15 protein-coding genes and 1 tRNA gene are annotated in these 13,450 nt (G+C 41.9%); 11 read left to right on the forward strand and 5 right to left on the reverse strand.

The annotated features are described in order from the left end of the window. The first annotated feature begins 7 nt into the window (after window positions 1–7). From queG to bioB, 3 genes are all read left to right on the forward strand, one after another. Complete coding sequence (gene queG / locus F894_RS09950; RefSeq protein WP_005247364.1) at window positions 8–1,102, forward strand: tRNA epoxyqueuosine(34) reductase QueG; 1,095 nt, start codon at window positions 8–10, stop codon at window positions 1,100–1,102. 125 nt (window positions 1,103–1,227) lie between these two features. Then, window positions 1,228–1,431 (forward strand): hypothetical protein, encoded by a 204-nt coding sequence (locus F894_RS09955; protein ID WP_004278929.1) that lies wholly within the window; start codon window positions 1,228–1,230, stop codon window positions 1,429–1,431. Window positions 1,432–1,564: 133 nt separating this feature from the next. Beyond that, complete coding sequence (gene bioB, locus F894_RS09960; RefSeq protein ID WP_004278930.1) at window positions 1,565–2,566, forward strand: biotin synthase BioB; 1,002 nt, start codon at window positions 1,565–1,567, stop codon at window positions 2,564–2,566. A gap of 7 nt (window positions 2,567–2,573) precedes the next feature. Here bioB and F894_RS09965 read toward each other — a convergent pair whose 3' ends face one another. Together F894_RS09965 and F894_RS09975 are read right to left on the reverse strand one after the other, a co-directional pair. Further along, on the reverse strand, window positions 2,574–2,810 hold the full coding sequence (locus F894_RS09965) for a hypothetical protein (protein WP_034438286.1): 237 nt from the start codon (window positions 2,808–2,810) through the stop codon (window positions 2,574–2,576). A gap of 670 nt (window positions 2,811–3,480) precedes the next feature. Then, a tRNA-Ile gene (locus F894_RS09975) sits at window positions 3,481–3,557 on the reverse strand. A 798-nt stretch (window positions 3,558–4,355) separates the two neighbouring features. Here F894_RS09975 and F894_RS09980 point away from each other — a divergent pair. Further along, window positions 4,356–4,910, forward strand: a complete 555-nt coding sequence (locus F894_RS09980; RefSeq protein WP_034438480.1) for a 1-acyl-sn-glycerol-3-phosphate acyltransferase — start codon at window positions 4,356–4,358, stop codon at window positions 4,908–4,910. A 248-nt stretch (window positions 4,911–5,158) separates the two neighbouring features. Next, on the forward strand, window positions 5,159–5,908 hold the full coding sequence (locus F894_RS09985) for a YebC/PmpR family DNA-binding transcriptional regulator (RefSeq protein WP_004645516.1): 750 nt from the start codon (window positions 5,159–5,161) through the stop codon (window positions 5,906–5,908). 68 nt (window positions 5,909–5,976) lie between these two features. On the opposite strand, the gene F894_RS09990 is transcribed toward F894_RS09985, so the two are convergent. Continuing rightward, window positions 5,977–6,447 carry an Lrp/AsnC family transcriptional regulator gene (locus F894_RS09990; RefSeq protein ID WP_004645518.1) on the reverse strand — a complete coding sequence of 157 codons (471 nt, stop codon included), beginning with the start codon at window positions 6,445–6,447 and terminating at the stop codon, window positions 5,977–5,979. Between the two features lie 380 nt (window positions 6,448–6,827). Here F894_RS09990 and F894_RS15455 point away from each other — a divergent pair, with 380 nt between their 5' ends. Further along, window positions 6,828–6,983: a hypothetical protein gene (locus tag F894_RS15455; protein ID WP_005247371.1), complete on the forward strand. Its 156-nt coding sequence runs from the start codon at window positions 6,828–6,830 to the stop codon at window positions 6,981–6,983. Window positions 6,984–7,064: 81 nt separating this feature from the next. Beyond that, complete coding sequence (locus F894_RS09995) at window positions 7,065–8,450, forward strand: hypothetical protein (protein WP_005247373.1); 1,386 nt, start codon at window positions 7,065–7,067, stop codon at window positions 8,448–8,450. 64 nt (window positions 8,451–8,514) lie between these two features. On the opposite strand, the gene F894_RS10000 is transcribed toward F894_RS09995, so the two are convergent. Further along, window positions 8,515–9,279, reverse strand: coding sequence for a glutathione S-transferase family protein (locus tag F894_RS10000; protein WP_004645522.1), 765 nt, complete (start codon window positions 9,277–9,279; stop codon window positions 8,515–8,517). A 294-nt stretch (window positions 9,280–9,573) separates the two neighbouring features. Here F894_RS10000 and ychF point away from each other — a divergent pair, with 294 nt between their 5' ends. Continuing rightward, window positions 9,574–10,665 carry a redox-regulated ATPase YchF gene (ychF, locus tag F894_RS10005; protein ID WP_004645523.1) on the forward strand — a complete coding sequence of 364 codons (1,092 nt, stop codon included), beginning with the start codon at window positions 9,574–9,576 and terminating at the stop codon, window positions 10,663–10,665. A 210-nt stretch (window positions 10,666–10,875) separates the two neighbouring features. Then, a complete protein-coding gene (locus tag F894_RS10010) occupies window positions 10,876–11,493 on the forward strand; it encodes a superoxide dismutase (RefSeq protein WP_005247376.1) in 618 nt (205 codons plus the stop codon). Window positions 11,494–11,683: 190 nt separating this feature from the next. On the opposite strand, the gene F894_RS10015 is transcribed toward F894_RS10010, so the two are convergent. Continuing rightward, window positions 11,684–12,181 (reverse strand): hypothetical protein, encoded by a 498-nt coding sequence (locus F894_RS10015; protein WP_005106524.1) that lies wholly within the window; start codon window positions 12,179–12,181, stop codon window positions 11,684–11,686. 103 nt (window positions 12,182–12,284) lie between these two features. Between F894_RS10015 and F894_RS10020 the strand changes: the two genes are divergently transcribed. Both F894_RS10020 and ygaH read left to right on the forward strand, forming a co-directional pair. Then, a complete protein-coding gene (locus F894_RS10020) occupies window positions 12,285–13,037 on the forward strand; it encodes an AzlC family ABC transporter permease (protein ID WP_004278940.1) in 753 nt (250 codons plus the stop codon). After that, the gene (ygaH, locus tag F894_RS10025) at window positions 13,034–13,381 is read left to right on the forward strand and encodes an L-valine transporter subunit YgaH (protein ID WP_004278941.1); all 348 of its coding nucleotides are present in this window, start codon (window positions 13,034–13,036) and stop codon (window positions 13,379–13,381) included. The genes F894_RS10020 and ygaH overlap by 4 nt, the downstream gene beginning before the upstream one ends. The last annotated feature ends 69 nt before the right edge of the window (window positions 13,382–13,450 follow it).

The following is a 13,450-nucleotide window of genomic DNA, read 5'->3' on the forward strand; positions in this document are numbered from 1 at the left end:
TTGGTTTATGGCAACTCCCGATTCTCAAGCGCAAATTAAAGTTTATCAACAAGATCCAGCCGAGCTAAAAGCATGGATTAAAGCGCAGGCTTTAGAATTGGGTTTTTCTGATTGTGTCATTGCCAAACCAGATGCTCAAGCAGAATTAGCACGCTTACAGGAATATCTGGATCGTGGTTATCATGGTGACATGAAGTTTCTGGAAGAGAATCTGGAAAAACGTGCCAATCCCGCCTTACTGGTTCCCGGCACACGTAGCATTATCTGTGTGCGTATGGATTATCTGGTCGACGCACCAGAACCACGTTATATCCCTTATGCACCCAACTCTGCCATTATCGCGCGTTATGCTCGTGGCCGGGATTATCATAAAACCATGCGCGGTCGCCTGAAAACCTTGGCGACAAAAATCCGGGGAAAAATCGGAGATTTTGAATCACGTCCTTTTGCGGATTCTGCACCCATTTTTGAAAAATCGCTGGCTGAAAGTGCCGGCATGGGCTGGACAGGTAAACACACCATGCTGATTCATAAAACATCAGGCTCATTCTTTGTACTGGGTGAACTGTTTACTTCACTGGAACTGCCCTTTGATGAACCCGCGACCAAACATTGTGGCTCCTGTACTGCGTGTATCGACATCTGTCCGACTCAAGCCATTGTCGAGCCTTATATGTTAGATGCTCGCCGCTGTATCGCCTATCTGACCATCGAATATAAAGGCATTATTCCAGAAGATTTGCGACGCGGAATTGGTAACCGGGTTTTTGGTTGTGACGATTGCCAGCTGATATGTCCATGGAACAGTTTTGCCCAAGTGACCTCGATAGAGGATTTTCATCCGCGTCATGGTCTGGATCAAGTGAGTTTACTGGATTTATGGCAATGGGATGAAGTGACCTTTTTAAATGCGACTGAAGGCAGCCCGATGCGTCGTACAGGTTATCAAAGCTTTATGCGCAATGTCGCCATTGGTTTGGGCAATGCGCCCTTTGATGGGCAGATTATTCAGGCTCTTCAGCAACAGCGTAATCAGCGTGATGAAATTGTGCAGGTACATATCGATTGGGCCGTTCAAGAACAACTGGCAAAATCCAGCTAATTTTCTCTCACTATTGAAATATATTTCAACTTTACCTAGATTCACAGTTTCACTTAAAAGCCTTACACACCCGTGTTTCAGACTATGGCATAAATAAAAATAGTCAGAAATGAAGTGGAGGAAAGATGATGTCATCAAAAAATCCAAATCAAGAACTGCTTGAGCAGCTTCAGCATGACCAGCAGAAGCAACAACAGCAGCAGCCGCAACATGGCCCGATTAATTCCCCAAAAAACAATCAGCATGAACAGGATCAGCGCGTGTTTAACAAGCAGCACCGTAGTGATCTGCATGGCCAGGATATTCATGGAAATCACAGTAATAAATAATCTGGCAACTGAAAAAATAAGCTCACCTCGTGTGGGCTTTGCCATTTATATAAGGTCATATTTTGCTAGTGAAGCAAAAGCTTATTTTTATTAAGATGAACCGAATGATAAATAAGCACAGATAGGGAAAGAGATGAACAGTAGTGATGCGGTACGTAATGATTGGTCACGTGAAGAAATACAAGCTCTATATCAACAGCCTTTAATGGATTTAGTGTTCCAGGCGCAACAGGTTCATCGTGAACATTTCACTGCGAATACCGTTCAGGTGAGCACCCTGCTTTCGATTAAAACCGGTAAATGTCCTGAAGACTGTAAATACTGTTCACAATCAGCGCATTATGATTCCAAACTGGAAGCTGAAAAACGCATTGCAGTCGATAAAGTGATTCAGGAAGCCAAACAGGCGCTGGCATCAGGCAGTTCACGCTTTTGTATGGGGGCTGCATGGCGCAACCCGCATGAACGCGATATGCCTTATGTGCTGGAAATGGTACGTGAAGTTAAAGCACTCGGTCTGGAAACCTGCATGACACTGGGGATGCTAAATGGATCACAGGCTGAACGCTTGAAAGATGCAGGACTGGATTATTACAACCATAATCTGGACACTTCTCGTGAATACTATTCACATATCATCAGCACGCGTAGCTTTGATGATCGTCTGGATACTCTGGATCATGTGCGTCAAGCTGGTATGAAAGTCTGTAGTGGCGGTATTGTGGGTCTGGGCGAAAGTCGTGATGATCGGATTGGTTTGTTATATGAGCTTGCAACTCTGGCAATCCATCCTGAATCTGTGCCAATTAATATGTTGGTGCCGATTGAAGGCACACCGATGGCAGATGTAGAAAAACTGGATGTGATTGAATGGATTCGTACCATTGCCGTAGCACGCTTGTTGATGCCTAAAAGCTATATTCGCCTTTCTGCAGGGCGTGAATCCTTAAGCGATTCGGATCAGGCTTTGGCATTTATGGCTGGTGCCAATTCTATTTTTTCTGGTGAAAAACTGCTGACGACCCCTAATACATCCCAAGGCCGGGATCAGCAACTTTTTGCAAAATTAGGTTTAGTTGCAGAACAGCCAAAACCAAGTGTTCGCAGTCTGGCTACAGATGCAATGGCAAGCTAATCACTGTTTAAGTTGATGAACTCGCAGAAAAGTTATGTGCAGTAATTAAAATGCCATAACGGGCATTCAGATAATCTCCGACTCGGATTTGATCTACTCCATTGGCATGATGCACCATCAGCGCTTGCGTGACTGCATCATAGCTAAAGGAGTCATAACTATCTTGATGCAGGCTGAGCCAGTGCAGCGTATCTGCCAGGTTGCTGTCGACGATATAGGTATCTGCATGAAAATCTTTACTCATATGCCTGTTCATCGTGATGAAATTTCCCTTTAATTTTAACGGAAATTAGCCCATAACAAGCATAAAAAAGTGAGCCATTGCTCACTTTTCTTGCAAAAACTTTAGTCCTTATTCGTACCGCACTTACGACACTCCCTGTGTTCCCCGATTTCTTGCATTTGCTCATATTCATAAATATGCAAACAAAACAATTTTCTTAAAAGCTGAAGCATCATTGAAACTCCTGTTTAATCATTTTTTTAATACGCTTCTTAAGATATTCCGTCCTGAAACATCATGATTTTAGACTAAAAAATCATCTCATATTAATTAGCATAATTTTTTCAGTTGTAAAATGCATTTCATCTACTTTTCACTTTTTTTGCAGATATTCTTTGAACTACATCACAATTATTTCATAAATATGAACTTTTTTTTTGATTAAAGAGGATGTTTATGGAATTTAGATAACAAAAGTAATATCTGAGGGAGATGCTTTTTTATTAAGCTGGTAACGAAGAATCTTTATTGAAAGGCAAACTAGAAAAGTTCATTATCAGTGGAGGCAACCCATTTTAAGTCCTTCGAGATAAGAACGACGATCAATTAAGTGAATTGCTTACTTCAGATTTCATAATATCCAAAAACAAAAAACCCCTTACGATTAATGCACGTAAGGGGTTGTTTTATATGGTGGGCCCAGACAGACTTGAACTGTCGACCAACGGATTATGAGTCCGCTGCTCTAACCAACTGAGCTATAGGCCCTATATGCTGAAAACTTTATTTATCAATAAGTTCAGGCGTCATGAATACTAGCTAAGATTTTTTGGAAAGACAAGTGCTTTTATAACTGCTTGAACATTTAGGCAGCAATCATGGGCGACTTGTCTTAGTCAAAATTCAGTTACTTAAGACTTCAGTATAGGAGGCATATAGAAAAATGAGATACATGCTGCATCATTTAAGATAAATGAGCCTGTATCTTGAATTTAATCCGGTCTACTAAGCGTAAAACTGATAGATTTAAGGTCTTAGTATATCTATAAGGTATCAAAATTCTTTATTACTCAGGCAGCAATGTTAAAGGAATAGCCTAGAACTAAAGAAGATAGAATGACTAGAATTCAGACTTCATTTCTTCGTCTTTATGTAAATCCTGCTTAATTTCGATCAAAGACCATACAATTATAAGCGCAAAAATCAATAGGGAGACTACGAAGGCTGTCATGTACGTCATACTTTTCAATCTCAGAGTAGAAAGAATAAGAAAATAGAAAAGACCTGTATCAGTCTTCTTCTTCGACAAAAGTCTAATAACTAAAGTATGCTCTGGATAGTCATTTTTTCATCATTTTAAGAATTTTTTTGTATCTAATGATATTTTTAAGATCTTAATATTGTTTTATTTATATATATTAACTCTTAATCTTGCAGCTTAAAAAGATGAATAAATCATAGATTTTTACATTATTCGCTGATTTTATTGGAAAGCCTATTGACTGTATGGGCGAACAAGATGAAATTATGCAGTTCTCTACATACAGCTTTTACTTCTCCGTACTTATGCTAAATAAATTCCTTGGCGAATCTGCATTTAAACTTGCAGGTTGGCAATATCATGTCGAACCCGATGTGCTTGAAGATAAACAGGTCATTATTGGATTTGAACATACCTCAATGATGGATGCGGTACTGTCAATTGCCCTGTTCCAGATTTATGACCTCAAGGTTCATACCTTGATTAAAAAAGAATTATTTAAAGGACCGTTTAAACCGCTATTGAACGCTGTGGGTGGTATTCCGGTTGACCGCAAGGCCAGTAAAGATATCGTGACCCAGATGGTGGAACATTTTCAGAACAATGAAAAGTTCAATCTGGTGATTGCTCCCGAAGCAACACGGGCTAAACAAGGTGAAGCACGCAAACCAATCCGTACCGGTTTCTGGCATATTGCCAAGGCTTCCAATGTACCAATCGTGTTGTTATACGCCAATTCCAAAACCAAGCAAGGTGGCATTCTTGGCAAGATCTATCCGACAGACCTTGCGCATGACCTGGCTTTGATCAAGCAACTATATAAAGACAAGGTTGGCCTGGATATCGTTATTCCAGAATAAGCTTTTTAAAAATAAAAGCACGGACATAATCAGCGATTCTGCTGTTTATGTCCAAGTCATCTGTCCATATAAATGTATAAATAGAATTATAAATCCCCCTATCCTCTTTCTATTTTTCCTCGATATTGCACTTTTTTTGTTTTTATCCTGAAATCTCAAATCCAGGCACTTTTTTTTAAAAAAACGCTTATGGTAGAATTTCGGCATTCTGATAGGCATACAGCCAATCTACAAGGAGCATAGTTCGCATGGCGGGTCATTCCAAGTGGGCCAATATTAAGCATCGCAAAGCAAAACAAGATGCGAGTCGTGGTAAAGTTTTTACCAAATACATTCGTGAATTAACCACTGCTGCAAAGCTTGGTGGTCCAGATACTGCAAGCAACCCTCGTCTACGTGCTGTGGTTGAAAAAGCATTATCAGTGAATATGACACGTGACGTGATCAACCGTGCCATTCAACGTGGTGCTGGTGGCGAAGATAACGACGACCTGAAAGAAGTGACCTACGAAGGTTATGGTGTAGGTGGTGTTGCGGTTATTGTTGAAACCATGACTGACAACTTGAACCGTACTGTGCCTGACGTACGTCATTGCTTCTCTAAAACTGATGGTAACTTAGGCACCAATGGTTCGGTGGCATTCCTGTTCACGAAACGTGGTGAGATCACTTTTGAAGATGTGTCTTTGGAAGATCAAATCATGGAAGTGGCATTAGAAGCAGGTGCTGAAGACATCGAAGTCACTGAAGATGATATCTTGGTCATTACCACACCTGAAGCCTTCGGTGAAGTTCAAGATGCTTTAACTGCTGCAGGTTTAAAATCTGACAATGCTGAAGTAGTGATGAGTCCTTCAACCAAAGCAGAAATCACAGACATCGATCAAGCGAAAAAAATCATGAAAATGATTGATATGCTTGAAGATCTGGATGATGTACAAAACGTTTATACCAACGTTGAATTCTCAGACGCAGTTTTAGCAGAACTTGATGCTTAAATATGTCTGATTCAAAAAACGCACCTTAGGGTGCGTTTTTTTATGGCTGTCCACCAACCTAGCTTTGATTAAACTTTATTGAGTAATCCGCTACAGTTAAAGACATTATATTCTTTAATCACAAAGCTGGAATGCAGTGCCACCACATGCTCAATTTTTCCAATCCGCTTAAGCAGGATTTCACTATAATTTTCCATATCTCTTGCCACGACTTCAACAATAAAGTCTGCCGACTGACCGGTGACCAAAAAGGCATTAATTACTTCGGGAATACTTTCCAGTTCTTCCAGAAATTTGGCAAAAGTATCACTATCATGTTTGCTTAAGGATACCTGCAACAGCACATGCAGACTGAAACCTAATTTTTGGTAATTGATTTCACGTTTTAAGCCACTGATAATATTATGATCGATTAAGTGTTTGATCCTACGATGCACCGAACTGACAGATAAATTCACCCGCTCGGACAGTTCATTCAGATTGACATCTTCATGGGTCAATATTTCTAGAATATGTTTATCGAAACGATCCAGTTCCATTTTTATACTCTTATATCAATAATCAATAGATGCAGAAAATTTTGCGCCATCTCTGTTATACAATATTTATTTATTTTTCACAAAATTTTCATATTCTGAAATTTTTTCCCAAATGGGATTTCATTTTATAAATACGGTTTTCAGGAGGGTTTAAATGACCGTTAATCGCATAAATTAAAAACATGACCAATGGTATTTTTGATTAAATCTTTATTTTTAAATTATTTAAATTGGGTAAACATGGCAACAGATAGGCTATTCCTGTCAGCCCCTACACGACTTAACCGTCCATCTTTTACAAGTGTATAGAAATAGATTAAAACAAAGGCGCTTTAAAAACAAAAATAGCGCATTTCAAAAATATTACACAAGGAACGGTCATGGCTTCTAAACTTTTAAGCTTGATAAAAACAAAAGTGAGTCCTGTTTTAACCGTCGAAACCCAAACGAAGAGCTTATTGGGCGGCTTATTCGGTGGAACGACATCAGGTACCCTCACCAATCTTATTGGCAATCTCACCGGATCCAATACTTAACCTTCGGTCAGCTCATTATTAAATAATCTCCTTTCTGGAAGCAGCCTGAGTACGACAAATCTCAGCAATTTATTAACTCAGTTGTCTGGTTCGAATGCCTCAAGTCTAAATATTCAAAGCCTGATCAGTAGCTTAACCCAATCCAATGGCGGTAGCTTTAATATTACCCAAGTCACCAACTTATTAAAGAGCTTAATGGGGAGCAATAGCAGCAGCCTGGATCTTGAGACTATTTCTAAACTGGTGGGCGGCTTATTGGGCGGCAGTACGGGCAATATTGATATTGGTAAAATTTCTCAACTGGTCGGTGGCCTGATCGGCGGTTCAAGTAATATTGATATTGGTGCCATTGCGGGTCTGGTCAGCAACCTCATCGGTGGTAATGGTGATATCGATATCGCGAAAATTGCTCAACTGGTTAGTGGCTTAATCGGTGGTTCAAGCAATATTGATATCGGTGCGATTGCTAGTCTAGTCGGCAACCTGATCGGCGGTAATGGCGAGATTGATATCGCACAAATCGCTCAGCTGATTGGTGGTTCTGGCGGTTTAGGTGACGTAGACATTGGTGCCATCGCAGGTCTGGTCAGCAACCTGATTGGTGGTAATGGCGAGATTGATATCGCACAAATTGCTGAATTGGTCGGTGGTCTGATCGGTGGTTCTGGCGGTTTAGGTGATATAGATATTGGAGCAATTGCAGGTCTGGTGGGTGGCTTAATCGGTGGCAATGGCGAGATTGATATTGCGCAAATCGCTCAACTGGTTAGTGGCCTGATCGGCGGTTCTGGCGGATTGGGCGGTGTAGATATTGGTGCCATCGCAGGTCTGGTCGGCAACCTGATTGGCGGTAATGGTGAAATTGATATCGCACAAATTGCTGAATTGGTCGGTAGTCTGATCGGTGGTTCTGGCGGTTTAGGTGATATAGATATTGGAGCAATTGTAGGCTTGGTGGGTGGTTTAATCGGTGGCAATGCAGGCAGTGATTTTGATCTTGGTGCTATTACCAATTTAATTAGCGGCTTTGTAGGCGGAAATGCAACGGGTGGTTTTGATGTCGGTGGCTTCACTGACTTACTGAGCGGTCTGATTGCGAATGGTTCAAATGGCATAGACTTGGGTGGGTTATTAGGCAATCTCAATCTCGGTAGCGATCTGGATCTGGGTGGTATGATCGAAAGTATTTCCTCTGCTTCAAACGGCTTTGACCTAGGCAGTATTGCCGAAGGTGTTGGTCAGCTGGTTGGTAGTGGCTCTTCGATTGAATTGCCTGACCTCGGTGATCTTGTCCAAGGTGTGGGTACGACTGATTCCAATATTGATCTGTCTGCTCTCCTGCCGGGCATTAAAGATACAATTCAGAATATCGGCAGTGGCGGTTCTTCATCCGGATTTGATTTTGGTTCACTCCTCAATAATTTTACTAAACATATTGATATCGACCAGCCTAATCCTTGGGGTTAATCATAATCTCATCAAAAAAACGCGCTTCATGCGCGTTTTTTAATTCTGAGAGTAGCATTTAAACTTATACACCACGCCAGTCTACCCGCGCATTACGTTCGGTTCGGTAAATACGGCAAATATATTCACCCAGTGGTAGCTCATTCAAATACTGCTGATAGTCGCGATATTCTTCGGACAAGGTTTCAAAGTTTTCTTTTTCCCACGGCGTACCTGGAATCGCCAGAAGCGGTGCCAACATGGAACAGACTGCAATATCCGCCAGACCTAAACGATTTCCGACAAAATAATGCCCACCTTGGCTGACCAGCATCTGATTGAGCTGCTGTACCGCAACATCGATGTGTTGTTTAGATTCCGCCACGGTTTCCTCATTCAATGCATAACCCTTGGCCACCATCGCTTTCAATAAAGGTTTAGAAAATTTTTCAAACTGGCGCAGATAGCCCTGCTCACCAATTAAAATATCCAGAGATTCATGATCAGAAGTCAGCGCTTGAGACAGCATCCAGCGACGAACATGACGACCCAATTCCAAAGTAATTTCATTAATTTCTAAAGCTTTATTTCGAAAATATCCTTCTGCGTGCAGTAAACGATGTTCTGGATAAGTATCATCCAGATATAAAGCAATCTGGGTTGAATCTGCGATCCATCGGTCCTGATCACGCAAAATAGGCAGACGATTCTGTCCTGTTTTCAGGCGAGCAAAAGCGCGGTGTACCCCGGGTATCAGATTGTGAGCAACATAATACAGCTCTTTATGGTCCAGCATCCAACGTGCTTTTTCGCAAAAGTGAGATAAAGGAAACTGGTATAAAGTTCGCATGTATGCTCCATGTTTATCGTTATTGGATCAGGGCGTGTAGGCCGCTGTTTTATTCAGATACTTTAGTCACTCACTTTTAGAAAAACAATGTGATTTTTATTCAAAAGTAAAATACTGGCTGATTATTCCTCTATGGTTGGTGAACTCACTACACATCCAGGAAAGCTCAGCGAATCATTTTAGGTCGCCAGAAGCATTTGATTGCAATAAACCGCAAGCGCATGACCTGACTTTAGCTGCGCTTTCATGTAAAATCGGGGGCAATTTTTATATAACGCTTTTGTGAGTTATTTCATGGGTTTTAATTGTGGTATTGTCGGCTTGCCGAACGTTGGTAAATCTACACTTTTCAATGCCTTAACCAAAGCTGCTATTGCTGCAGAAAACTTCCCTTTCTGTACGATCGAACCAAACACCGGGATTGTACCTGTTCCTGATCCACGTTTAGACAAATTGACTGCAATTGTTAAACCACAACGTGTTATTCCGACTTCTATGGAATTTGTAGACATCGCAGGTCTGGTAGCGGGTGCTTCTAAGGGTGAAGGCTTGGGTAACCAGTTCTTGGCCAACATTCGTGAAACTGATGCAATTGCTCACGTTGTGCGTTGTTTTGAAGATGAAAACGTCATTCATGTGAATGGTCGTATTGATCCATTAGATGACATCGCTACGATTAATACCGAACTTGCGCTCGCAGACTTAGATGCTGTAGCCAAAGCAATTACGCGTTTGACTAAATCTGCTAAAGGTGGTGACAAAGAAGCGCTAGCCACTAAAGCTGTATTGGAAAAAATCCAGCCTTTACTGGATGAAGGTAAACCGGCTCGCGCAGCGGACCTAGATGATGACGAACGCAAGCTGGTACGTGGCTTTGGTTTAATGACGCTTAAACCAACGATGTATATTGCCAACGTTGCTGAAGACGGTTTTGAGAACAACCCGCATTTAGATGCAGTCAGAAAATTAGCCGCTGAAGAAAATGCGATTGTGGTTCCACTTTGCAACCAGATTGAAGCTGAAATTTCATTGCTTGAAGATGAAGACCGTGCTGAATTCCTTGAAGCAATGGGCATGGAAGAACCGGGTTTAAACGTTGTAATTCGTGCAGGTTATTCACTGCTTGGCCTACAAACTTACTTCACCGCGGGCGTACAAGAAGTTCGTGCCTGGACCGTAAAAGTTGGCGCAACTGCACCACAGGCAGCGGGCGTGATTCATACCGACTTTGAAAAAGGCTTTATCCGTGCAGAATGTATCGCTTATGATGATTTCGTGCAGTACAACGGCGAAGCCGGTGCGAAAGAAGCAGGCAAATGGCGTCTAGAAGGTAAAACTTACATCGTTCAGGATGGCGATGTTTTACACTTCCGTTTTAACGTTTAAGTCATTGCTGTTAAAAAAAGCCCCTTCTTGGGGCTTTTTTATTGCTTATAAAAAGAGGATTCATACGTATAACAGGCTTCCTGGAAGCGCATAAGATCAACACATATTAACAATAATGATAACTATTCTCATATATGAATATTAAATTAGAGTGTATCTTAAATCTAATGAAAAATAACCTAACTCCATTCTCCCCAAGGAATCCTGCCAATGAGTTACACCTTGCCTGTACTGCCTTATGCTTATGATGCGCTAGAGCCTCATATCGATAGCAAGACTATGGAAATTCATCATAGCAAGCATCATCAAACCTATATCAATAATATCAATGCAGGAATCGCGGGTACAGAGTGGGAAGATTTATCAGTCGAAGCATTAATTAGCAAATTCAATGAAGTGCCCGAGCAACTCAAACAGAACGTGATCAACAATGCCGGTGGACATGCCAATCATTCCCTGTTCTGGACAGTGATGAGTCCAGACGGCGGTGGTCATCCCGAAGCTGAAATTGCCAAAGCGATCGAACATGAATTAGGAGGATTCGAGGCATTTAAAGAAGCGTTTACCCAAGCAGCGCTTAGCCGTTTTGGTAGTGGTTGGGCCTGGTTAAGTATGGCGCCAGATCAAACGCTTATTGTAGAAAGTAGCGCCAATCAGGATTCTCCGCTGATGCATGGCAATATTCCCCTTTTAGGTCTGGATGTTTGGGAACATGCCTATTATTTACAATATCAAAACCGTCGTCCGGAATATATCTCGGCTTTTTTCAATGTCGTGAACTGGGAAGAAGTGAATCGTAGTTATCTGGAAGCGTTGAACGCGCTTTAAATCTTTGAGGAGATCGACCATGTCTACACGTACAATGATTCAACGCATGATTGGCAGCACACTCCTGATCTGCGGTGTAATGGTACTTTTATTAGAACATATGTGGATGCCCTATTTTTAAAGCTTATTTTGCTAAAAAAGCCAGTCATTCAGACTGGCTTTTTATAAGTACATTTAAATGGGCAAAGGTTTATTGCATATTGGCAATTGCAGTACCTTTTTGCTTAGGATCGGTATTTCCGAGTGCAGGATGGGCAATGGCATTCTGACATTGCAGTTTATCCCGCTCATAATCCGCCTGTTTTTGTTGCAGGCTGTTGCCATTTTCCATGGTCGTCCGCGCCCAGATTTCCAGACTGGTCAAAGCTTTACGACACAGAGCATATTTGCCTTCGGTCACCGAATCGGTCATTTTGACATTAATACGCCAGTCTGTACTCAATTTACGTGCTGGTTGACGTACCTGTGTTTCCAGCTGATCCACTTCTTTATTATAGACCAGTGGATCCACTTCATTGATCAGTTGCCATGCGGCATTGGCATAAGTCGTCGCATCATTAGTCAATTTAGGTGCCGGTTTAATTTCTGGCTTATCAGTCGATTGACTGTCATTCCCACACGCTTGTAACAATATTGCCGTGCTTATTAAAGCAGCAGTCAGCATCGCACGTGTCTTGAACATCCACATATCAGGCTCGCCAATTTAAACATTTCGGCACTATGCTATTAAATTCACGTAGAATACACAATCTTCATTTGACCCATCGTTCAACTCTCCTTCAAGGTGTGTCGTGTCTGAACCGAATCAACTCGCTACGCAACCTGCTGGCTTCTGGCAAGGTGCAAAAGATAGCCAAGCGATTATCTTCACTTATTTACCAGTGTCGTTTGCTTTTGGTGTGTCAGCCACTCAGTTTGGCTTTACCGCCTGGGAAGCACTGTTCCTGTCCTGCTCGATGTATGCAGGTGCCAGCCAGTTCCTGGTGGTCGCTCTCTTAGGTAGTGGAACATCTATCTGGATGACGGCATTAACCGTGATTGCCTTAGACATTCGTCATCTGCTTTATGGCCCTGCATTACAAAATCTGATTCAAGACCGGCTGAATTTAAAGAAAACGGCAATCTGGTCTTGGGGTTTGACCGATGAAGTTTTTGCCTCCGGCATGATCAAGCTCTCGCAACGGCGACAGGAATGGTCAGAATCCTGGATGCTCGGTTTAAGCCTGTTTAGCTGGATGTCCTGGGCACTCGGATCTTTCCTCGGTGGATTGTTTGCCGATCAGGTCAGCAACCTGCCACAGTTCTTGCAGGCAGCACTGGATTTCTTGTTACCTGCGCTGTTCCTGAGTTTCTTGTTGGCAGCTTTTGAAAAGAAACATACTTTTGTTGTAGCTGTCACGATTCTGGTTTCTGCGATTGCCTGTTATTTTATCGACCTGTCTGCCGCGATCTTTATCGGTATCAGTTCTGGTATTTTCGCCGGCTTGTTTAAGCACTATATTTTGAAACAGCCAGATCCTGAACACGCAGGAGATCAAGCATGAATCTAGAGATTATTCTGGTCGGGATTTTAGTCGGGATTGCCAATTTTGCCTCGCGCTTTGGTCCTTTTTTTGTCATTCAAAAATTTCAGCAAGGTTCGCAAAAACGCGGAGCGTTGTGGCTAAAAATTGCCTTGGGTTCAATTGGCATCGCTGCGATCAGCTCCATGTTGGTAGTTGCTACCCTGCCACCTTTATTAGAAACGCCGAATAAAAGTTTTGCGATGCTGGTTGGCTTTATTGTGCTCACGGTTTTGTACTTTAAGTTTAAACGTATTGTGATGGCGACACTGACCGCAGCGCTCACCTATGGCCTGGTTTACACCTATGTTCCAGTACCCTTTTAAGCTTTAACTCGTTGATCAATCGAAACAAAGACTTATGCTAAACTCATAGTATAGGTCTTTTTTATATAA

This window comes from Acinetobacter sp. CIP 51.11, from assembly GCF_000369665.1.
GTDB lineage: Bacteria > Pseudomonadota > Gammaproteobacteria > Pseudomonadales > Moraxellaceae > Acinetobacter > Acinetobacter lwoffii_S.

Bases quoted from the DNA above. Each gene is read 5' to 3' on its own strand.
- F894_RS15455 (WP_005247371.1), top strand. From the start codon at position 6,828: ATGGCTTCTAAACTTTTAAGCTTGATAAAAACAAAAGTGAGTCCTGTT.
- F894_RS10000 (WP_004645522.1), bottom strand. From the start codon at position 9,279: ATGCGAACTTTATACCAGTTTCCTTTATCTCACTTTTGCGAAAAAGCA.
- F894_RS09990 (WP_004645518.1), bottom strand. From the start codon at position 6,447: ATGGAACTGGATCGTTTCGATAAACATATTCTAGAAATATTGACCCAT.
- bioB (WP_004278930.1), top strand. From the start codon at position 1,565: ATGAACAGTAGTGATGCGGTACGTAATGATTGGTCACGTGAAGAAATA.
- ychF (WP_004645523.1), top strand. From the start codon at position 9,574: ATGGGTTTTAATTGTGGTATTGTCGGCTTGCCGAACGTTGGTAAATCT.
- F894_RS10010 (WP_005247376.1), top strand. From the start codon at position 10,876: ATGAGTTACACCTTGCCTGTACTGCCTTATGCTTATGATGCGCTAGAG.
- F894_RS09965 (WP_034438286.1), bottom strand. From the start codon at position 2,810: ATGAGTAAAGATTTTCATGCAGATACCTATATCGTCGACAGCAACCTG.
- F894_RS09980 (WP_034438480.1), top strand. From the start codon at position 4,356: ATGCTAAATAAATTCCTTGGCGAATCTGCATTTAAACTTGCAGGTTGG.
- ygaH (WP_004278941.1), top strand. From the start codon at position 13,034: ATGAATCTAGAGATTATTCTGGTCGGGATTTTAGTCGGGATTGCCAAT.
- F894_RS09955 (WP_004278929.1), top strand. From the start codon at position 1,228: ATGATGTCATCAAAAAATCCAAATCAAGAACTGCTTGAGCAGCTTCAG.
- F894_RS09985 (WP_004645516.1), top strand. From the start codon at position 5,159: ATGGCGGGTCATTCCAAGTGGGCCAATATTAAGCATCGCAAAGCAAAA.
- queG (WP_005247364.1), top strand. From the start codon at position 8: ATGGCAACTCCCGATTCTCAAGCGCAAATTAAAGTTTATCAACAAGAT.
- F894_RS10015 (WP_005106524.1), bottom strand. From the start codon at position 12,181: ATGTGGATGTTCAAGACACGTGCGATGCTGACTGCTGCTTTAATAAGC.